This is a genomic window from Mycobacterium gallinarum, from assembly GCF_010726765.1.
GTDB classification, from domain to species: Bacteria; Actinomycetota; Actinomycetes; order Mycobacteriales; family Mycobacteriaceae; genus Mycobacterium; species Mycobacterium gallinarum.
This window is the reverse complement of sequence record NZ_AP022601.1, coordinates 1,109,859-1,128,365: the sequence shown is the minus strand read 5'-3', so window position 1 is coordinate 1,128,365 and position 18,507 is coordinate 1,109,859. Positions and strand designations below refer to the sequence as shown.

Genomic DNA, 18,507 nt, shown 5'->3' with positions numbered 1-18,507 from the left:
TCCTAGTTTCCTTCTGAAGTGGTGCTGACCGTCGGGAATTCACCGACAAGGCTTCGGAAATGACGTGACATACGAGCGGCGTCCGGGGTGATTCCGGTGATCAGCTCGAACGCGGTAGTGGCCTGGTGCACGGCCATGTGGCCACCGTCGAGCGTTTGGCAGCCGACCTCACGCGCGGCCGTCAGCAGCGCGGTGTTCAGCGGCCGATAGACGACATCGGCGACCCACAGCCCGGGGTGCAGCAGTCCCGCATCGAACGGCAGGCCCGGATGGTCGGCCATTCCCGTCGGTGTGCAGTGCACGACGCCGTCGCTCACCGGCAGCAGCACCGACAGCTTGTCGAACTCCGATGCCTCCACGCGTGCACCGGGGTGTCTGTTCGCCAACTCGCGAGCCAGGGCGGTGGCTCGCTCGACGTCGAGATCGACGATGACCAGATGCTCAGTGCCGATATCGAGGAGCGCGTGTCCCACCGCGGCACCTGCCCCGCCCGCGCCGACGAGGGTGACGCTGTCCGTGGCGGCACCGGGCAAACCCTCACCGAAGCCGGTGCCGAAGCCAGGAGCGTCGGTGTTGTAGCCGACCGTGCGGTGCGGCTCGAACACCACGGTGTTGACAGCTCCGAGTGCAGCGGCGCCGTCGTCGAGTGCGTCGAGGTGCTCGATCACCAACCGCTTACAGGGATGGGTGACGTTGAGCGCGTTGTAGCCGAGCGCGCGGGCCCACTCCAGAACCTCGCCGATGCGTTCGGGCGCGATACCGGAGGTCGTCAGATCGACGGTCCGGTACACGTAGTCGAGGCCGTTCGCGCGCGCCTCGGCCATGTGCAGCGCCGGTGTCAGCGACGGGCCGACGCCCTGACCGACGAGGCCGACGAGATATGGGCTGGAACTCACAGTGCACCGTCCTGATTAATGTACTAACTAGTACGTACGTCGAGTAGAACACTGTGGTGCGCGTCTCGTCAAGGCTCAGATGTGAGGCAGCTCGCCGATCAGCGAGCGGTCAGCCAGCCGACGACGACGTCGCCGATCATGCGGCGCAGATGCGCACGCTGCCCGACCTCGGTGAAGTCGACGTCGAAGAGGAACCCGAACGTGTATCGGTTGGCGACCTGAAAAACGCAATACGCGCTGATGACCAGATGGACGTCGAGGGCGTCCACGTCGTCGCGGAAGACGCCCTGCGCGTGGCCCCTGGCCAGGATCTGGTCAAGCAGCGAGGTGGCCGGCTGCGCGAGCGAGCGCAGCGAATCGAGGCGACTGATGAACTGGCCGCGGTGAATGTTCTCGATCGACACCAGCCGGATAAACGCCTGGTGATCGAGGTGATGATCGAAGGTCAGCTCGGCCAGTCTGCGCATCGCCACGACCGGATCCACGTGGTCGACCTGCAGTCGTTGCTCGGCTTCTCGAATGCCGCGGTAAGCATTCTCCAGCACCGCCATGTAGAGCTGTTCTTTACCGCCGAAGTAGTAGTAGATCATCCGCTTGGTCGTACGGGTGCGCTCGGCGATGTCGTCCACGCGGGCGCCCGAGTAGCCGGACTCGGCGAAAACCTCCGTCGCGACCGCGAGCAACTCCGCACGCGTACGTTCGGCATCGCGCTGCAGCTCCGGGCGGGACTCGGCGGTCACCTTCGGCAGCTTACTTGCACGTGCGCCGCATTCAGCGGAACCTCTTCCATACTAATTAACTAATTGGTACATTAGCCTCGAATGGAGGCACCATGAAGACGTCCATCGCCACCGTCTCGATCAGCGGCTCGCTCACCGAGAAATTGCATGCCTGCGCGGAGGCCGGACTCGACGGTGTGGAGATCTTCGAACCCGACCTCATCGCCAGCGATCACAGTCCCGAGGAGATCCGGAGTCTGGCCCGGCGCCTGGGCCTGTCGCTCGATCTCTACCAGCCGCTGCGCGATATCGAGGGCGTCGACGAGGCGACGTTCGCCGAGAACCTCCGTCGCGCCGAAGCCACCTTCGTCACGGCGCGACGGTTGGGCATCGAGACGGTTCTGGTGTGCAGCAATGTCGCCACCGCCACCGTCGACTCCGACGAATGCTCCGCGGACCAACTCCGCCGATTGGGTGACCTGGCGCAGACATTGGACATCAAGGTCGCGTTCGAGGCGCTGGCATGGGGGCGTTTCGTCGACGACTACCGCCGCGCCTGGCGCATCGTTGAGCTGACCGACCACCCGGCGGTCGGACTGTGTCTGGACAGCTTCCACGTCCTGTCCCGCGGTCACGACACCGCGGCGATTGAGAGCATCCCCGGCCACAAGATCTTCTATCTGCAGCTTGCCGACGCGCCGGCGTTGTCCATGGACGTGCTGTCCTGGAGCCGGCACCACCGGCTTTTCCCCTGCGAAGGCGACTTCGATCTCACGACCTTCGTATCGCGTGTGCTGGCGGCCGGATACGACGGACCGCTGTCGTTGGAGGTCTTCAACGACACGTTCCGCCAGACCGACCCCGATCGGACCGCGGTGCACGCACTTCGTTCGCTGGTGTGGCTTCAGGACAAGCTGGCCACGAAGGTGACCGCGGCGGATACCACGCGCTTGCGTTCGGTCACAGATGCCAAGCCTCCCAATGGCTTTGACTTCGTCGAGCTGAAGGCCGAGGATACCACCGAGATCGAAGTCCTGCTGGAACAGCTCGGTTTCACCCCGCGTGGCCGCCACCGGACCAAACCGGTATCCCTCTGGGTCGCAGGCGATGCACGCGTCATCCTCAACGAGCAGCAGGCGCGGGATCTGGACCCGCAGGTCGCCGCCATCGGCCTCCAGGTGCCCGATGCCGATGCGACCACGCGGCGGGCGGAGGACCTGATGGCCGCGCCGGCCTACCGCCGCACGTACGCCTCTGAGCAGCCGATGGGCGGCGCCATCGCGCCAGACGGGTCCGAGATCTTCTGGGTCACCGCGCCACCGACTGGGCTGTCACCGGCGTGGGTCGACGAGTTCGAGGGCGGCATGCCACTCGACACCGACACGACGGTGCGTGCCATCGACCACGTGAACTTCTCACAACCCTGGCAGACCGCCGACGAAGCGGTGCTCTTCTTGACGAGCATCTTCGGGCTCACCGCCGAAGTGCCGACCGAGGTGGCCGCACCCACCGGGTTGGTGCGCAGCCAAGTCATGCGCACCGTCGACGGCGCGGTTCGATTGCCCCTCAACGTCGCCCCGCAAGTGCTGGACGACTCCGGCATGCCCCAGCACATCGCCTTCGCATGCTCTGACGTCTTCGCGGTGGCACGCCGCGCCCGTGCGCGTGGGTTGCCGTTCCTGTCGGTTCCCGACAACTACTACGACTATGTCGCAGGCCGTTTCGGCGTGGCCGCCGATGCGGTCGCAGCGCTGCGCGAACTCGACCTGCTCTACGACCGAAGCCCCGACGGCGAATTCATCCACTTCTACACCCGCACGGTCGGTTCGGTCTTCTTCGAGTTCGTCGAGCGACGCGCCAATTACGACGGCTATGGCAGCGACAATGCCCCCGTCCGGCTCGCCGCGCAGCGGGCAGGACGCTTCAGCTCGCGGCGATGACTCGGCCTACGTGGCGCCGGCGATGAAGCGCAGCGCCGCCAGGTATCCCTGAACACCCAATCCGGCGATCACTCCCGTCGCGACGGCGCTGATGTAGGAATGGTGCCGGAACTCCTCGCGGGTGTGCACATTCGTGATGTGTACCTCGATCAGCGGCGCCCGCAGCTCCGCGCACGCATCACGGAGGGCAATCGATGTGTGCGTCAGCGCACCGGCATTCAGAATGACCGGATCCCCCGCGTCGGCCGCCGCGTGGACGAAATTGAGCAGCTCTGACTCGGAGTCACTCTGTCGCACAACCGCTTTCAGACCGAGGTCCTCGGCTTCGCTTTCGATCTGCGCGACCAATTGTTCGTGGGTGGTGTTTCCGTACTTCTCCGGCTCGCGGCGGCCGAGCCTGCCGAGGTTGGGCCCGTTGAGCACGAGGACGGTCTTCGCCGGCGGCGGCGTGGCCTGTGTTTCGCTCACTGCTGCTCCCCCTTTCCGATCACCGAATAGGCGGCCGCGAGGAGCGACGGATCCGGCCCCTCCAGGCGACCCGGCTTGCCAAGTCCGTCGAGCACGACGAAACGCAACACACCGGCGCGGGTCTTCTTGTCGCCTGCCATGTATTCCAGCAGCTGAGGCAGCGCGTCGGGATCATATTCGACGGGTAGACCCAGCGCCGTCAGCACGGACTTGTGCCGGTCGGCGGTGTCGTCGTCCAGGCGGCCGGCCAGCCGGCCGAGCTCGGCGGCGAACACCAGACCCACCGATACCGCTGCGCCGTGGCGCCATTTGTAGCGCTCCCGTCGCTCGATCGCGTGAGCGAGCGTATGGCCGTAGTTGAGGATCTCGCGCAGCTGCGACTCCTTCTCGTCGGCGGCGACGACCTCGGCTTTGACGGCGACCGCACGCCGGATCAGCTCGGGGAGCACGGTGCCGGTCGGATCGACGGCGGCCCCGGGATCGGCCTCGATCAGATCGAGAATGACCGGGTCCGCAATGAAACCCGCTTTGACGATCTCGGCCATTCCAGCGACGAGTTCGTTGCGCGGCAACGTTTCCAGCGTGGCGATGTCGACGATCACCGCGGCGGGCTGATGGAACGCACCGACGAGGTTTTTTCCGGCATCGGTGTTGATACCGGTCTTGCCGCCGACCGCGGCGTCGACCATGCCGAGCAGAGTGGTGGGCACGTGCACGATGTCGATGCCGCGCAACCACGTCGCCGCGGCGAAGCCGGCGACGTCGGTGGCCGCTCCCCCGCCGAGGCTGACGATCGCGTCCCTACGGCCGACGCCGATGCGACCAAGCACTTCCCAGATGAACCCCAGAACCGGTAGATCCTTTCCCTTCTCGGCGTCGGGGATCTCGATTCGATGTGCGTCGGTTCCGTTGTCCGCCAAAGCTTTCCGGATGACCTCCGCGGTCTGAGCGAGCGTCGGCTGGTGCAGGATGGCGACCTTGTGCCGTCCCGCCAGGGTGCGTTCCAGCTCGCCGAGCAGCCCGGTCCCGATGATCACGGGATACGGCGGATCGACGTGCACGTCGACGGTTATCGGTTCACTCATGGGGACCCGCAGCTCTCTTGGCCGCCAGTTCCGCAGGCGACGGGGGCGCCTCGGTTGTCGGGGCCGGTGTCAGCGTCGTGGGACTGCGACGCCATGGTGGACGACGCCGGCGCCGGTGCTGTCGCGACGTCTCGGAATTCTCCAGCCGCTCCACGATGTAGCGCACGACCGCGCCCGGGTTGCGACGGTTGGTGTTGACCCGAATGGTCGCGACCCGTCGATAGAGCGGGACTCGCTGCTGCATAAGCGCTTTGAACTTCTCACCACGGTCTCCACCGGCCAACAGCGGCCGCACCGTGGGGCCGTTGGTGCGGCGCACTCCCTCCGCGGCGTTGATCTCTAGATAGATGACCGTGTGACCGGCCAGCGCCTCGCGCACCCCGGCGGTGGTGACCGCGCCGCCGCCAAGTGAAAGCACACCGTCGTGGGTTTGGAGCGCCGACCGGATCACGTCCTCTTCGATGCGACGGAACTCAGCCTCGCCGTCGGTGGCGAAGATGTCGGCGATGGTGCGGCCGGTGGTCTCCTCGATGGCGACGTCGGTGTCCAGCAGCGCGAGATCGAGTGCCTTGGCCAGCCGACGGCCGATGGTCGACTTGCCCGACCCGGGCAGCCCGATCAGCACCGCTCTAGGAGCCATCAGCCCGACGCCTGAACCGGCTGCGAGGACGGTTCGCGCTCGGCGTCCTGCAGCATTCCCCGCGTGCGCACCGCACGCAGGTAGCTGTCGACATTGGAACGCGTCTCCGACAGCGAGTCGCCACCGAACTTCTCCAGCGTCGCCCGCGCCAACACCAGCGCCACCATGGTCTCGACGACGACACCGGCCGCGGGCACCGCACACACGTCGGAACGCTGGTGGATGGCGACGGCCTCGTCACCCGTCGCCATGTCGACTGTGGCGAGCGCCCGCGGCACGGTCGAGATCGGCTTCATCGCGGCTCGCACCCGCAGCGGCTGCCCGTTCGTCATCCCGCCTTCGAGGCCGCCGGCCCGATTGGTCGAGCGCATCACACCGTCGGCGCCGGGGTACATCTCGTCGTGGGCCACACTGCCGCGGCGGCGCGCGGTCTCGAAGCCGTCGCCGATCTCCACGCCCTTGATTGCCTGGATGCCCATGACCGCGCCGGCCAGTTGGCTGTCGAGGCGGTTGTCACCGCTGGTGAAGGAGCCCAGGCCGACGGGAAGCCCGTGGACGACCACCTCGACGATTCCCCCGAGTGTGTCACCGTCCTTCTTGGCCGCCTCGATCTCGGCGATCATGGACTCCTCGGCGTCCTTGTCGAACGCGCGCACGGGACTCTCGTCGATCCCGGACAGATCGGAGAACTGCGGCGGCGGCCCGTCATAGGGCTTCGAGGCGCCGATCGAGATCACATGCGATAGCACCTCGACGCCCAGGGTCTCGCGAAGCAATGCCCGGGCGAAGGTGCCGGCGGCCACGCGGGCGGCCGTCTCGCGTGCGCTGGCCCGTTCCAGGACGGGCCGAGCGTCGTCGAAGCCGTACTTCAGCATGCCTGCGTAGTCGGCGTGGCCGGGCCGCGGACGGGTCAGCGGCTCGTTGCGGGCGCTGTTTTCCAGTTCGGCGGGGTCGACCGGATCGGCCGCCATCACGGTTTCCCACTTGGGCCATTCGGTGTTGCCGATCTCGATGGCGATCGGACCGCCGAGCGTGACGCCGTGCCGGACCCCGGCGAGCATCGTGACCTGGTCTTTTTCGAACTTCATCCGCGCGCCGCGGCCGTAGCCCAGCCGGCGCCTGGCCAGCTGGCCCGCGATGTCGTCGGAGGTCACGTGGATGCCGGCGATCATGCCTTCGATCACGGCCACCAGAGCGCGGCCGTGGGATTCACCAGCTGTAGTCCATCGCAACACGCGTCCCATCTTCCCATAGCTCACTGCCCGCGATTTCCACGCCGATACCGGCGCTGAGCGGGTGTTTGCGCGTGTAAATCGCAACGTGGGCGATACGCGTGGGAAACAGCACCGCGCGAACCTACTTTCATGGATTCAAGATCCGCGTTGACGCTGAGCATCGGGGTGTTGGGCGGGCTGGCGGTGGCCCTGACCGCGGAGGTCATCACCGTCCCGATTTGGGTGGTCTTCCTGACGTGGGCGTCGTTCTTCTTCGTCGGCGGCGGCGTCACCGGATGGGTGCGATCACTGTCGAGCAACCTCGTCGGGGTGCTGATCGCATCGGCAAGCTTGTACGCCGCGCACCTGATGGGCGGCAGCCTCTGGATGACCGCACTCGCCGTCGGCGTCGGCAGCGCCGTGATGGTCCAGGCGTCATGGGTGCCGCTGCTGTCGACGACACCCGCGGTCGTCGTCGGATTCGCGAGCACCGTGTCGACGGTCGCCGGAACCGGCAACACGATCACCGTGACGTCCATTTCGCATCCGGGGCTGGTTGCGGCCATGGCCTGCCTACTCGGTGCGTCGTTCGGGCTGCTGTCCGAATACGTCGCGAACGTCCTCACCCGTGAACCCGCGAAGGAAGGCAGCCCGGCGCAATGAAACTGCAGCACTATCTCGGAGGTCTCGAAGGACTCCCCGAACCTTTGAACCTCGAGAAGCGCGTGTTCGTCGAGGACTGGGAGCAACGGATCTTCGGCATTCACGTGGCGATGATGGGGTTGTCCAATCATCTCGGGGCGGCGTTGCCGCAGTATCCGATCGACGACGTGCCGACATCGTTCAAAGACGAGTGGACCTGGGCGAGTCTGCGCACCGGCGCGGAGGCGATGAATCCGTTCGACTATTTCAAGTTCCGCTACTACGAGAAGTGGCTGGGCGGTATCACCCAGTTCTTCATCGATCAGGGCTATGTCACCGAGGACGAGTTGTCCTCGCGGCAAGCCGAATTGGCGGCCGAGAAGGCACCGGCCGCTCCGGAGCCGGAAGCTGCGATCGACGATCAGGTAGTCGAATACCTGCGCAAGGGCGATAGCCCCCGCCGCGACGTCGCCCATCCGAAGTTCGCCGTCGGTGACCGCGTCCGGATCACCAATGTGCCCGCAGCCGCCCACACCCGCCTACCGGGCTATCTACGGAAACGCGAGGGCACCATCGAGCGGATATTCGAAGGCGACTACGGCTATTTCGTCCACACCGGAGACGGCATCGGCGATCCGATGCCGATCTACATCGTCGCGTTCAGTCCCGACGAACTCTTCGGCGAACGCGCCGAACCCGGAGCGCTCACCATCTACGCCGAGCTGTTCGAGGCATACCTGGAAGGAGTCCAATGAGCGACCAGTTCGCCTACCCCCCGGACCGCGAGGCCGCGAGCGCCGCCAAAGTCGCTGCGCTGGAATCACTTCTGATCGAAAAGGGCGTGATCACCGGACAGACCGTCGACAAGGTCCTTTCCTACTTCGAGTCGGAGATGACACCGCTCAACGGGCGCAAGATCGTGGTGAAGGCCTGGACGGATCCCGACTTCGCCGCTCGCGTCGTCGTCGACACCCCGTCCGCGATCGCCGAACTGGACCTGCCCGACGGCATGGCGGGCGCCGAAGGTGAGCACCTGCAGGCCGTTGCGAACACTCCTGGAATCCACAACCTCATCATCTGCACACTCTGCTCGTGCTTCCCCTGGCCGGTGCTCGGTCTGCCGCCTTACTGGTACAAGGATCCGGTGTTCCGGTCCCGGGCCGCACGCGAGCCGCGCAAGGTGCTCGGCGAGATCGGCGTCGACCTGCCCGCTGACACCGAGATCAAGGTGTGGGACAGCAGCGGGCACTCACGGTGGTTCGTCATTCCCGAACGCCCTTCCGGCACCGACGATTTCACCGATGAGATGTTGATGGACCTCGTGACGACGGAATCCATGATGGGCGTGGCGCTGGCGGGACCGGTGTCATGACGCTGCACGAGACGTGCACGACCGACCAGGCGGCCCCACAGTTCGAGCACGAATGGCAGCGGCGCGCCTTCGGGCTGGCGCTGGCGCTCTCGGAGTTCGGTCATTACGAGTGGAGCGATTTCCAGCAGAGCCTGATCGAAACGATCGGCCGGTGGGAGAACACGCCGGAGAATGAGCGTGGCGACTGGGAGTACTACGACCACTGGGTCACCGCGCTGACCAAGGTGGTCGACGACCACCACCTGTTGACCAATCCGATGATCGCCAACGGAGACGACCACTAGCGGCGGGCCTGGTTTACCGCTGCCGTGAGGTGGTGGCGAGGCTGTCCAGGACGCGACCGATTTCAGCGACGGCCTGACGTTGCGCGATCTTCTGATCATCGGCCCGGGCGACGATCATCGCCACCTCGCAGATTGCGCCGAAGAGGAAGTGGGCGAGCGGGGCCGGCGGTCTCCGTCCGATACGGCCGGCATCGACGGCACGAGATATCGCGAGCTCCATCAAGTCCAGCAGGGGGGCCTCCAGCCGGCGGATTCCATCCCAGCCGATCGCCGCGGGCGCATCCACCAGGACGATGCGCTGTACCGCAGGGTCCAGACACTCGTCGAGGAACGCGGCGCTCGCCGCCTTGAACGCATCCCACGGGTCCTTCTTGCGCGAGTACGCCGCCACCAGCGGAGCCGTCATGCGTTCGATTTCGCGGCTGAACACGGCTTCGAACAACTGGCGCTTGCCGGCGAAATGGTGATACACGGCACCTTTCGTCACCCCCGCGCGAGCCGCGACCGCGTCAAGGGATATCGCGTCGTAGCCCTCTCGGGCGAACAGTTCGCGCGCGGCGTCAACGAGCGCGGCGGTGGTCGCCTCGGTGCGCTCCGCCTGCGTGCGTCTGGCCAGCCCTCTTGCCACGGGCCGACCATAGTCGAACATCAAGCCGGGTCACAGCACCCGATAGATGCGGTAGTCGATGTGGTTGCGAGATAGGACGTTGTAGCCGACGGTGACCAGTCCCGACAGCCAGCCATAGCGCTCGTCGGCGGTCTCGAACGTCGGCGTGGTCCGCACATACGTCTCGTCGAACCCCAGCACGTCACCGGCGGCCAGCCGATCGAGTCCATCCGCGGGCACGTTGATGACTCCGCGCGCCTCATAGTGGATCAGCACGCCATCATGCGTCTTGAGCGTGGCGCGGACATCGACGCGTCCGACTCCGTCGCTCCCGACGATCAGCCAATCTCCCCCGCCGGGCAAGATCTCCCCGCGCAGTTTCGGCCCGTCGATGACGCCGCCCGTCGTGATGAACGTCATCCTGGCACCGACGGGTGTCGTAATCGGTTGTGCTGGTTGAAGATCAACGTGCATGTCGAACAGGTGCTCAACCGGTAGGGCGTCGATCAACGGCAACTGATCGATCGGCGTCGCGGCGGTCACGGGGCCACCACCGCGAGGGCGGCGTTCAGTTGCACACCGTCGACGAAGGTGTCCTTGCGCGCGACGAGCCCGTCCGGCGAGACGTTCACGACGTCGAGGCAGTCGAATCGGATGTCACCCGATATCAGTGCCCAGTCGAGGATCCAATGGTCGTCGCCGAACAGCACCCGGTGGGTCTCCCACGTGAGATCTGGGAATTGGGCGAAGATTTCGGCGAAGGTGCTGCGCACCGCGTCGCGGCCGACGACGGGGTCACCACCCATGTGCATCCAGAACTGGGTGTCGGCCGTGTGCAGGGCCACGATCGCTTCCGGATCGTGGGCCGCCCAAGCGGCGAAATATCTCTCCGAGATCGCCTTGAGATCGAGCTTCATCATTTGCATACCCATAGTATGCAATAACATACCGCGAGTATGCAAGGGTTTCGGATCACAACAGGACGAGAGCGGCGGCCGCGGCCGCGGCCACACACATCGAGGGGCCGTGCGGCACAGCCCGTTCCGCGCTCACGATCCGGACGATGACGGCCATACCAGCCGTCAGCAGCGGCGCCGCGACTGCGGCGAGCGACCACACATCGACACCCAAAGCACCCGTCAGTCCCCCGATACCGATCGCGAGCTTGACGTCGCCGGCACCCATGGCCGCCGGGGCGATCAGATGCATGGCGAGGTAGATCGCGAAAAGCGATACCGCGCCGGCCAGCGCAGGTGCCCCACGCCCCGTTGCCGCAGCGCACATCAGGATCGCGAGGGCGCCGGGCACCGTCAGCCAATTGGGCAGCCGTCGCTCGCGAATGTCGAACCAACTGAGCCCGGCAAACCAGGTCAGCACGCAGACGCCGACCGCCGCCACCCCCATTCATTCGAGGCTAGCGTCAGTCCAGGACGGCCCTCATCGCATCTTTGGGCGCAGGCTGACCGGTGAACTGCTCGACCTGGGCGAAGGCCTGATTCAGCAGCATCTGCAAGCCGCTGATCACGCGCCCGCCCGCAGCTTCGACCGCAGTGGCCAGCGGTGTGGGCCACGGATCGTAGATCGCGTCGAGCAGCACGGGCGCAGGCGCCAGCGTGGACACATACGGCGCCACGGCGTCTGCGGGCACGGTGTTGACCATGACGTCCACGCCGGCCACATGTGCCGCCAGCTCCGGGCCATCGATCGCGCACCATTGCGCCCTGACACCGGATTTCGTTGCCAGTTCGACGAACGGGGCTGCCCGTTGCGCATTACGTGCCACCACCGTGATGTGATGGACACCCAGTGCGGCCAGGCCGACCACCACCGCCGGGGCGGTGCCGCCCGCCCCCAAGACCATCGCTCTGCCCGACGCCTCACCCAATGCGCCGGTGACACCGTCGATATCGGTGTTGTCGGCGCGCCATCCGGTAGGTGTCCGCACCAGGGTGTTGGCCGAGCCGACCAACTCGGCGCGTGCCGTGCGTTCGTCGGCGAATTCGAGGGCGGCGAACTTGCCCGGCATCGTCACCGACACTCCCACCCACTCGGGGCCGAAACCGCCCACCAGGGAGGGCAATTGCTCGGCGGTGCATTCGATCCGCTCGTACGTCCAATCGTGCAGACCCAACGCTCGATAAGCGGCGAGGTGCAGCTGCGGCGAGCGGGAATGCGCAATGGGTGACCCGAGCACCGCGGCCTTACGAGGACCGCCGCCAGCCGACCTCATGTGCGGTCACCGATTGGAGTCGAGGACACCATTGCGCATCGCGAGTTCGATGTTCGCCAGGTGCTGCTGATAGTCCCGAGTGAACAGGGTGGTGCCCTGCAGGTCGATGGTCACGAAGTACAGCCAGTCTCCCGGCTCCGGGTTCTCCGCCGCCGCGAGCGCAGGCTGGCCGGGCGAACAGATGGGCGTCGCAGGAAGACCCGGCCGCACGTAGGTGTTCCACGGCGTGAGCTGCCCGCGGTCGCCGTCGGTGGTCGCCACTTCGATCCTGTCGAGCGGATAGTTCACCGTGGAGTCGAACTCCAGCGTGCGGTTCTGGGCCAACCGGTTGTAGATGACCCGGGCAACCTTCGCGAAGTCCTCCGGGGTGGCTTCGCGTTGCACCAGCGAGCCGACGGTCAGGATCTGATACGGCGACATGTTCATCGCTTTCGCGGTGTCGAGGATGCCGCCCGCCTCGTACTGCGCTGCGCTCGTGCTGATCAACGTCGACAGGATCTCCTGCGGCTGCGCGGACGGATCGATGTTCCACGAGCCGGGCGCGATCAATCCTTCCAGGCGGCGGTGGTCGGTGCCCATCGCGTTCACCGGGCCGACGGCCCATTCCGGCACCGAAAGCGCCGACGGTTCCGCCGTGCCGGCCATCTGCTTGAGCGCGTCCACGGCGACACAGTTGCGTTGACCGTCGAGGTCGACACACGTCGCCTTGGAGATCAGGCTGAGGATGCCGTCGGTGACGGCGTTGGTCTTGACGTCCTGAACGTCGTCGAGCTGGCGCCCTTCCGGGATCACCAGCTTGCCAACCCTGTTCGCCGGATCTGCAAGCCGCTCAACGGCGTTGGCGGCCGGGATCTCGGTGCGCACCTTGTAAAAGCCGGGCTGGATCGACGAGATGGCGGCATTTCCCTGGGCCGCCTCGACGAAGGTGGCGGAGTTCGCCACCACTTTCTCATCCTGGAGGGTGTTACCGATCGCGGTCGTGGAGTCCCCGTCGTGGACCTGGATCACCACATCGTTGACGCCGTCGCCGGTGAAATCGCTGCTCGTGCCGAACACGTTGTGCCACAGCTTAGAGCCCAGAAAGACCACACCGATGACGACGACGACCAGGATGCCGAGCGCCAGACCGCCCGCCATGCGGCGCTTGCGCCGCCCGCGTGCTTCCCGCAACCGGTCCGCGCGTGTCCTTTTGCGCCGTGGGGGGCCAACCGCCATCGGCTCCACCCGTTCCCGGTGCCAGCTGGGCTCGACGCGTTCGCGGCCCCAATCGTCAGACATCCCCGACCTCGTCCCTGAAGTCACCATGTGCCGTCAACGCCGCGCGCCGCTGATCCAGCCAATTCTGCAGAATGCCGACCGCGGCGGCCTGGTCGATCATCTTTCGCTGTCCCTTGGCCCGCACCCCGGCCTCCCGCAACGACCGCTGCGCCGCAACGGTGGTCAGCCGCTCGTCGGCCAGTCGCACCGGCACCGGCGCGATGCGTGCCGCCAGTTGATCAGCGAGACCGATCGCATCTTGGGCGGCCGAACCCGACCGGTCGGCGAGGGTGCGCGGCAACCCGACCACCGCTTCGACCGCGTGGAAGTCGTCAACCAACGTCGCCAGCCGTCGCACATGCTTCTCGCTGCCCTTGCGGCGGTCCCGCAGCACGGTCTCGACCGGTGTCGCGAGAACCCCGTCCGGATCGCTGACCGCCACCCCTATACGGACGCTGCCCGCGTCGATGCCCAACCGTCGGCCCGGTCCTGGGTCGGGCGGCTGCAGCGTGGGGCCTGGCCGGTCGGGTTGACGGTCCTCTGCGCTCGCCACGCGGTCAGCTCCGGTCCAGTTCGGCACGCAACGCGGCCAACGCCGCCTCGATCCCCGCCGCACCTTTACCGGAGCCCTGTGCCAGATCGGCCTTGCCACCCCCGCGACCGTTCACCGGCGCGCCCAACTGCTTCACCAGATCGTTGGCGCTCAGTCCCAGATCCTGCGCCGCCGGATTGACCGCCACCACGTACGGCACGGAGTCATCCCCACCGTTTGGGCCTTCGGCGATCAACGCGACAACCGCGGGGTCACCGCCCAGTTTGCCCTTGATGTCGCCGACGAGCGTGCGCAGATCCGCCGCCGACATTCCGCCGGCCATCCGCTGTGCCACGAGGTGGACCTTACCGACCCGTTCGGCACCTGCGGCGGCATTCGCGGCCGCGGCGCGCGCGTTCGCCAGGCGCATCCGGTCGAGTTCCTTCTCGGCGGCCCGTAGCCGTTCGACGAGGTTGGCCACCCGGGCCGGTACCTCGTCCGACGGCACCTTCAGTGATGACGCCAGCCCCGCCATCAGGGCGCGTTCCTTGGCCAGGTGGCGGAACGAGTCCAACCCGACGTACGCCTCGACGCGACGCACGCCTGAGCCGACCGAGGATTCGCCGAGGATCGTGACGGGCCCGATCTGTGCCGAACTGTTGACGTGGGTGCCGCCGCAGAGTTCGAGCGAGAAGGGGCCGCCGATCTCGACGACTCGGACCTCATCGGGGTAGGCCTCGCCGAACAGGGCCATCGCGCCCATCGACTTGGCCTTCTCCAGATCGGTGGTGAAACTGTGCACTTCGAAGTTGGCTTCAACCGCCTCGTTGGTGACTTCTTCGATCTGGGTCCGCTGGTCCTCGGACAGCGCGCCCTGCCAGTTGAAGTCGAACCGCAGATAGCCGGGGCGGTTCAGCGATCCTGCCTGAACGGCGTTGGGCCCCAGCACCTGCCGAAGGGCCGCGTGCACCATGTGGGTTCCGGAATGCCCCTGGGTCGCGCCATGGCGCCACCTCGGGTCGACGGCGGCCACCACAGTGTCGCCCTCCACGAACTCGCCGGACTCGACGTTGATTCGGTGTGCCCACAGGGTTTTGGCGATCTTCTGGACGTCGGTCACCGCGGCCTTGGCCGCTGCGGACGCACCCGCGCCGGTGATCGTGCCCTCGTCGGCGATCTGCCCGCCGGACTCCGCGTAGAAGGGGCTGCGATCGAGAACGAGTTCCACGCGGTCGGCGTCGTGCGTCCCGTGCCCGATGACGGGTACCCGCTTGCCGTCGACGAAGATGCCGAGAATCCTTGCCTCGGTGGTCAACTCGTCGAAACCGGTGAACTCGGTGGGGGCAGTGTCGACGAGTTCGCGGTATGCCGACAGATCGGAGTGCGCCTGCTTGCGTGCCGCCGCGTCTGCCTTGGCGCGCCGGCGCTGCTCGGCCATCAACCCGCGGAAGCCCTCTTCGTCGACGCTCAGGTCGGCTTCGGCGGCCATCTCCAGCGTCAGTTCCAGCGGGAAGCCGTACGTGTCGTGCAGGGTGAATGCATCGGTTCCGGAGATGGTCGACTTGCCCGAGCGCTTGGTCGTGGCGGCCGCCTCGTCGAACAGCCGGGACCCTGACGCCAGCGTCCGGTTGAAGGCGGTCTCCTCTGCGACGGCGATGCGCTGGATGCGATCGAAGTCGGTGACCAGTTCCGGATACGACGGGCCCATCGCGTCGCGAACCGTGGTCATCAACTCGGCGACGATCGGTTGCTCGACGCCCAGCAGCTTCGCCGCGCGGATGATCCTGCGCAGCAACCGGCGCAGGACGTAGCCGCGGCCCTCGTTTCCGGGACTGACGCCGTCGCCGATGATGATCGCGGCGGTACGACTGTGGTCGGCGATGATGCGGTACCGGACGTCGTCTCCGTGGTTGCCTTGGCCGTACCCCCGTGGGGCGACGGCGGCGACCAGGTCGATCACCGGACGCAGCAGATCAGTCTCGTAGACGTTGTCGACATCCTGCAGCAGGCACGCGACCCGCTCGACGCCCATGCCGGTGTCAATGTTCTTGCGCGGCAGCGGGCCGAGGATCTCGAAGTTCTCCTTCGATGTGCCCTCGCCGCGTTCGTTCTGCATGAACACGAGATTCCAGATCTCGATGTAGCGGTCCTCGTTGGCCTCGGGTCCACCCTCGATGCCGTACTCCGGCCCGCGGTCGTAGTAGATCTCCGATGAGGGCCCGCACGGTCCGGGGATACCCATCGACCAGTAGTTGTCGGCCATGCCGCGGCGCTGGATGCGCTCCAGGGGCAGTCCGGCGACTTCCTGCCACAGCCGGATCGCTTCGTCGTCATCGAGATACACGGTCGCCCAGATTCTTTCGGGGTCCATGCCGTACCCGCCCTGCTCGACGGGGTTCGTCAGCAGGCTCCATGCGAACTCGATGGCGCCCTTCTTGAAGTAGTCGCCGAAGCTGAAATTGCCCGCCATCTGGAAGAAGGTGTTGTGACGGGTGGTGATGCCGACCTCGTCGATGTCCGGGGTGCGGATGCACTTCTGAACACTCACCGCGCGATCCCAGGGCGGTCGGCGCTGCCCGAGGAAGTAGGGCACGAACTGCACCATGCCGGCGTTGACGAACAGCAGGTTGGGGTCGTCGAGGATCACCGAGGCGCTGGGGACCTCGGTATGGCCCGCCTTCACGAAGTGATCAAGGAAGCGCTTCCTGATCTCGTGTGTCTGCACGTTCTTTCTGTTCCTTGTTCTATCGGGTGGCCCTATGGGTGGCTTCCGCAATTACCTGCGACTATTCGACCGCACCACAGTACCGGTCGCAGTTGTGGCGCCTGAAAGGCCAACGAACCGGCACCGCGTCAGGTGCCGGTTAGGCGCCGATAAAGCTCAACCGAACCTTGCGCTGCGGATTGTCGCTGTTCAGATCCACCAGCACGACGCTCTGCCACGTGCCGAGCAGCGGCTTTCCGCCCTGCACGGGCACCGTCACCGATGGCGAGACCAGCGCGGGCAGCACATGGTCGGCGCCGTGCCCCGGGGCGCCGTGGGCATGGCGATAGCGGTCATCGCGAGGCAGCAGGCGTTCCAGCGTGTCCAGCAGGTCGTCATCGGACCCGGCACCGGTCTCGATGATCGCGACACCGGCCGTCGCGTGCGGGACAAAGACATTGCACAAGCCGTCTTGGTGCGCACTGCAGAACGCGCGCACCTCATCGGTGAGGTCGACGATGCGGCGCCTGGCGGTGTCGATATCGAGTACATCCGTGTCCACGTCGTCGAGCCTACGAGCAATCGGCGGGATTGACGCGAGCGTTTATTTCGCCGGAGGCAGGGGTATCGCTGCTTGACCAGGGTGATCTACGAACGGCCCTGCCACTAGTCATCGGAGGCATCGTGACCATCACCGGCATCATCACCGCAATACTCATCGGCATCGTGATTGGCGTACTGGCCAGGCTGCTGCTACCGGGTAAGCAGCCCATTGGGATGCTCGTAACGATCCTGGTCGGCATCGTCGCCGCGTTGATCGGTACTTGGCTTGCCCAGGCGCTCGGCATTTCCACCACAACGCCCGGCGTCGACTGGGGGGAGCTGCTCGTTCAGCTCGTCGTGGCCGTGATCGGAGTGGCGCTCGTGTCGGCGCTCATGGGACGTGGTCGCACCGGCATGACGGGCCGCCGGCGCTCGGGCTTGATGCGCTGACGCGTACCACCCGAATAGCGATCCCGGCTGGACCCCTGCAGCCGGGATCGCTCCTTCTCGAGGTCAGAGGCTCTTGAGTAAGGCGTCGAGCTTCTCGTAGCCCTCGGTCATTCCGCCTTCCATGCCGGAAGAAAGCAGTGCGTCTCGCGCCTCGGTGTTGGGGCAGATCGACCGGCCCCGCAGCCGGGAACGGCCGTTGCCGAGGTCCTCGAACCACATGTACTCGATGTTCACCATGTCCGGCGCACCTTCGAATTCGAAGGTCTGCAGGATGAACTCGTTGTCTCGCACGGTGTGGAACGTGCCGTTGAAGCCGAACGTCCCTTCGTCGTTTGAGTGCGTATAGCGGTACCCGCCATGGCTTTTGAAGTCCCACTCGGTGATCTCCATCTCCAGACCATGCGGGCCGAGCCACTGCTTCATCAGCTCGGGCTCGGCATGCGCCCGGAACAGCGCTTCGACCGGAGCGTCGAACTCGCGGGTGAACTCCATGGCCAGGGTGTCGACCGGGGCGTTGAGGTCCAATGCGTTCGTCATGTGGTGCGTCCTTTCTCCTGGGTGTCGGGCATGCCTGCCAGCAGGGCGTCCAGCCGGCGGTAACTGCGCTCGGCGTCGAGCCGATATCGGTCGATCCATGCGGTCAGCCGCTCCAGCGCGGCGGCGTCGAGGTGAACCGGCCGTCGCTGTGCGTCGCGGGTCCGCGTGACGAGACCCGCATGCTCGAGCACCTGAATGTGCTTGGACACCGCCTGTTTGGTGATGTCGAACGGTGCGGCCAGTTCGTTGACCGTGGCCGGCCCCCTGGACAGTCGCGCGACGATCGCACGTCGAATCGGGTCGGCCAGCGCCAGGAAGGCGCGATCGAGCTGCGCATCCGCATCGCCATCACTCTCCATTATCAACCTTGTGTTTGATCAATGCTTC

General features: G+C 66.1%; 22 protein-coding genes and 1 pseudogene. 6 read left to right on the top strand and 17 right to left on the bottom strand.

Features of this window, described 5'->3' with window-relative positions:
* Positions 1-2 precede the first annotated feature (2 nt).
* Together G6N42_RS05680 and G6N42_RS05675 are read right to left on the bottom strand one after the other, a co-directional pair.
* On the bottom strand, positions 3-896 hold the full coding sequence (locus G6N42_RS05680) for a shikimate dehydrogenase (protein ID WP_163727228.1): 894 nt from the start codon (positions 894-896) through the stop codon (positions 3-5).
* Positions 897-994: 98 nt separating this feature from the next.
* The gene (locus G6N42_RS05675; RefSeq protein ID WP_163727225.1) at positions 995-1,636 is read right to left on the bottom strand and encodes a TetR/AcrR family transcriptional regulator; all 642 of its coding nucleotides are present in this window, start codon (positions 1,634-1,636) and stop codon (positions 995-997) included.
* 92 nt (positions 1,637-1,728) lie between these two features.
* On the opposite strand from G6N42_RS05675, the gene G6N42_RS05670 reads away from it, so the two are divergent.
* On the top strand, positions 1,729-3,555 hold the full coding sequence (locus G6N42_RS05670) for a bifunctional sugar phosphate isomerase/epimerase/4-hydroxyphenylpyruvate dioxygenase family protein (RefSeq protein ID WP_163727222.1): 1,827 nt from the start codon (positions 1,729-1,731) through the stop codon (positions 3,553-3,555).
* Positions 3,556-3,561: 6 nt separating this feature from the next.
* On the opposite strand, the gene aroQ is transcribed toward G6N42_RS05670, so the two are convergent.
* From aroQ to aroC, 4 genes and pseudogenes are all read right to left on the bottom strand, one after another.
* Positions 3,562-4,023, bottom strand: a complete 462-nt coding sequence (gene aroQ / locus G6N42_RS05665; RefSeq protein WP_163727220.1) for a type II 3-dehydroquinate dehydratase — start codon at positions 4,021-4,023, stop codon at positions 3,562-3,564.
* Entirely contained in the window at positions 4,020-5,108 is a 1,089-nt protein-coding gene (gene aroB / locus G6N42_RS05660) for a 3-dehydroquinate synthase (protein WP_163727217.1), read from the bottom strand. Before aroB ends, aroQ begins: the two co-directional genes overlap by 4 nt.
* 139 nt (positions 5,109-5,247) lie before the next feature.
* Positions 5,248-5,748 (bottom strand): annotated as a pseudogene (locus G6N42_RS05655) (shikimate kinase); the annotation flags it as partial.
* The gene (gene aroC, locus G6N42_RS05650) at positions 5,748-6,983 is read right to left on the bottom strand and encodes a chorismate synthase (RefSeq protein ID WP_163727213.1); all 1,236 of its coding nucleotides are present in this window, start codon (positions 6,981-6,983) and stop codon (positions 5,748-5,750) included. The pseudogene G6N42_RS05655 and the gene aroC, both read right to left, overlap by 1 nt.
* A gap of 129 nt (positions 6,984-7,112) precedes the next feature.
* Here aroC and G6N42_RS05645 point away from each other — a divergent pair, with 129 nt between their 5' ends.
* The 4 genes from G6N42_RS05645 to G6N42_RS05630 are packed head-to-tail and all read left to right on the top strand — an operon-like array spanning position 7,113 to position 9,260.
* Entirely contained in the window at positions 7,113-7,625 is a 513-nt protein-coding gene (locus G6N42_RS05645) for a DUF1097 domain-containing protein (RefSeq protein WP_163727210.1), read from the top strand.
* Positions 7,622-8,359 (top strand): nitrile hydratase subunit beta, encoded by a 738-nt coding sequence (gene nthB, locus G6N42_RS05640; protein WP_163727207.1) that lies wholly within the window; start codon positions 7,622-7,624, stop codon positions 8,357-8,359. The genes G6N42_RS05645 and nthB overlap by 4 nt, the downstream gene beginning before the upstream one ends.
* A complete protein-coding gene (gene nthA, locus G6N42_RS05635; protein WP_163727205.1) occupies positions 8,356-8,976 on the top strand; it encodes a nitrile hydratase subunit alpha in 621 nt (206 codons plus the stop codon). The genes nthB and nthA overlap by 4 nt, the downstream gene beginning before the upstream one ends.
* On the top strand, positions 8,973-9,260 hold the full coding sequence (locus G6N42_RS05630) for a nitrile hydratase accessory protein (protein ID WP_163727202.1): 288 nt from the start codon (positions 8,973-8,975) through the stop codon (positions 9,258-9,260). The genes nthA and G6N42_RS05630 overlap by 4 nt, the downstream gene beginning before the upstream one ends.
* Before the next feature lie 13 nt (positions 9,261-9,273).
* Here G6N42_RS05630 and G6N42_RS05625 read toward each other — a convergent pair whose 3' ends face one another.
* The 9 genes from G6N42_RS05625 to G6N42_RS05585 form a co-directional block, all read right to left on the bottom strand.
* Positions 9,274-9,888, bottom strand: a complete 615-nt coding sequence (locus G6N42_RS05625; protein WP_232076086.1) for a TetR/AcrR family transcriptional regulator — start codon at positions 9,886-9,888, stop codon at positions 9,274-9,276.
* A gap of 30 nt (positions 9,889-9,918) precedes the next feature.
* Entirely contained in the window at positions 9,919-10,410 is a 492-nt protein-coding gene (locus G6N42_RS05620) for a DUF3237 domain-containing protein (RefSeq protein WP_163727197.1), read from the bottom strand.
* The gene (locus G6N42_RS05615) at positions 10,407-10,793 is read right to left on the bottom strand and encodes a nuclear transport factor 2 family protein (RefSeq protein ID WP_174262023.1); all 387 of its coding nucleotides are present in this window, start codon (positions 10,791-10,793) and stop codon (positions 10,407-10,409) included. Before G6N42_RS05615 ends, G6N42_RS05620 begins: the two co-directional genes overlap by 4 nt.
* 46 nt (positions 10,794-10,839) lie before the next feature.
* Positions 10,840-11,271 (bottom strand): prepilin peptidase, encoded by a 432-nt coding sequence (locus G6N42_RS05610; RefSeq protein WP_163727194.1) that lies wholly within the window; start codon positions 11,269-11,271, stop codon positions 10,840-10,842.
* A 16-nt stretch (positions 11,272-11,287) separates the two neighbouring features.
* Positions 11,288-12,097 (bottom strand): shikimate dehydrogenase, encoded by an 810-nt coding sequence (locus tag G6N42_RS05605; protein WP_163727191.1) that lies wholly within the window; start codon positions 12,095-12,097, stop codon positions 11,288-11,290.
* A gap of 6 nt (positions 12,098-12,103) precedes the next feature.
* Positions 12,104-13,375 (bottom strand): endolytic transglycosylase MltG, encoded by a 1,272-nt coding sequence (locus tag G6N42_RS05600; RefSeq protein ID WP_163727188.1) that lies wholly within the window; start codon positions 13,373-13,375, stop codon positions 12,104-12,106.
* Positions 13,368-13,907, bottom strand: coding sequence for a Holliday junction resolvase RuvX (gene ruvX, locus G6N42_RS05595; protein ID WP_163727185.1), 540 nt, complete (start codon positions 13,905-13,907; stop codon positions 13,368-13,370). Before ruvX ends, G6N42_RS05600 begins: the two co-directional genes overlap by 8 nt.
* Before the next feature lie 4 nt (positions 13,908-13,911).
* Entirely contained in the window at positions 13,912-16,611 is a 2,700-nt protein-coding gene (alaS, locus tag G6N42_RS05590) for an alanine--tRNA ligase (RefSeq protein WP_163727178.1), read from the bottom strand.
* Positions 16,612-16,750: 139 nt separating this feature from the next.
* Complete coding sequence (locus G6N42_RS05585; protein ID WP_163727175.1) at positions 16,751-17,152, bottom strand: secondary thiamine-phosphate synthase enzyme YjbQ; 402 nt, start codon at positions 17,150-17,152, stop codon at positions 16,751-16,753.
* A gap of 122 nt (positions 17,153-17,274) precedes the next feature.
* Here G6N42_RS05585 and G6N42_RS05580 point away from each other — a divergent pair, with 122 nt between their 5' ends.
* The gene (locus G6N42_RS05580; protein WP_163727172.1) at positions 17,275-17,583 is read left to right on the top strand and encodes a GlsB/YeaQ/YmgE family stress response membrane protein; all 309 of its coding nucleotides are present in this window, start codon (positions 17,275-17,277) and stop codon (positions 17,581-17,583) included.
* A gap of 63 nt (positions 17,584-17,646) precedes the next feature.
* Here the strand turns inward: G6N42_RS05580 and G6N42_RS05575 are convergent, their stop codons facing one another.
* The gene (locus G6N42_RS05575) at positions 17,647-18,120 is read right to left on the bottom strand and encodes an SRPBCC family protein (RefSeq protein ID WP_163727169.1); all 474 of its coding nucleotides are present in this window, start codon (positions 18,118-18,120) and stop codon (positions 17,647-17,649) included.
* Positions 18,117-18,479 carry an ArsR/SmtB family transcription factor gene (locus G6N42_RS05570; protein WP_163727166.1) on the bottom strand — a complete coding sequence of 121 codons (363 nt, stop codon included), beginning with the start codon at positions 18,477-18,479 and terminating at the stop codon, positions 18,117-18,119. Before G6N42_RS05570 ends, G6N42_RS05575 begins: the two co-directional genes overlap by 4 nt.
* Between the last annotated feature and the right edge of the window lie 28 nt (positions 18,480-18,507).

Coding starts and splice junctions, on each gene's coding strand:
- G6N42_RS05600 (WP_163727188.1), bottom strand. CDS start 13,375: ATGTCTGACGATTGGGGCCGCGAACGCGTCGAGCCCAGCTGGCACCGG.
- G6N42_RS05570 (WP_163727166.1), bottom strand. CDS start 18,479: ATGGAGAGTGATGGCGATGCGGATGCGCAGCTCGATCGCGCCTTCCTG.
- G6N42_RS05575 (WP_163727169.1), bottom strand. CDS start 18,120: ATGACGAACGCATTGGACCTCAACGCCCCGGTCGACACCCTGGCCATG.
- nthB (WP_163727207.1), top strand. CDS start 7,622: ATGAAACTGCAGCACTATCTCGGAGGTCTCGAAGGACTCCCCGAACCT.
- nthA (WP_163727205.1), top strand. CDS start 8,356: ATGAGCGACCAGTTCGCCTACCCCCCGGACCGCGAGGCCGCGAGCGCC.
- G6N42_RS05645 (WP_163727210.1), top strand. CDS start 7,113: ATGGATTCAAGATCCGCGTTGACGCTGAGCATCGGGGTGTTGGGCGGG.
- G6N42_RS05615 (WP_174262023.1), bottom strand. CDS start 10,793: ATGCAAATGATGAAGCTCGATCTCAAGGCGATCTCGGAGAGATATTTC.
- aroB (WP_163727217.1), bottom strand. CDS start 5,108: ATGAGTGAACCGATAACCGTCGACGTGCACGTCGATCCGCCGTATCCC.
- G6N42_RS05670 (WP_163727222.1), top strand. CDS start 1,729: ATGAAGACGTCCATCGCCACCGTCTCGATCAGCGGCTCGCTCACCGAG.
- G6N42_RS05630 (WP_163727202.1), top strand. CDS start 8,973: ATGACGCTGCACGAGACGTGCACGACCGACCAGGCGGCCCCACAGTTC.
- G6N42_RS05610 (WP_163727194.1), bottom strand. CDS start 11,271: ATGGGGGTGGCGGCGGTCGGCGTCTGCGTGCTGACCTGGTTTGCCGGG.
- G6N42_RS05605 (WP_163727191.1), bottom strand. CDS start 12,097: ATGAGGTCGGCTGGCGGCGGTCCTCGTAAGGCCGCGGTGCTCGGGTCA.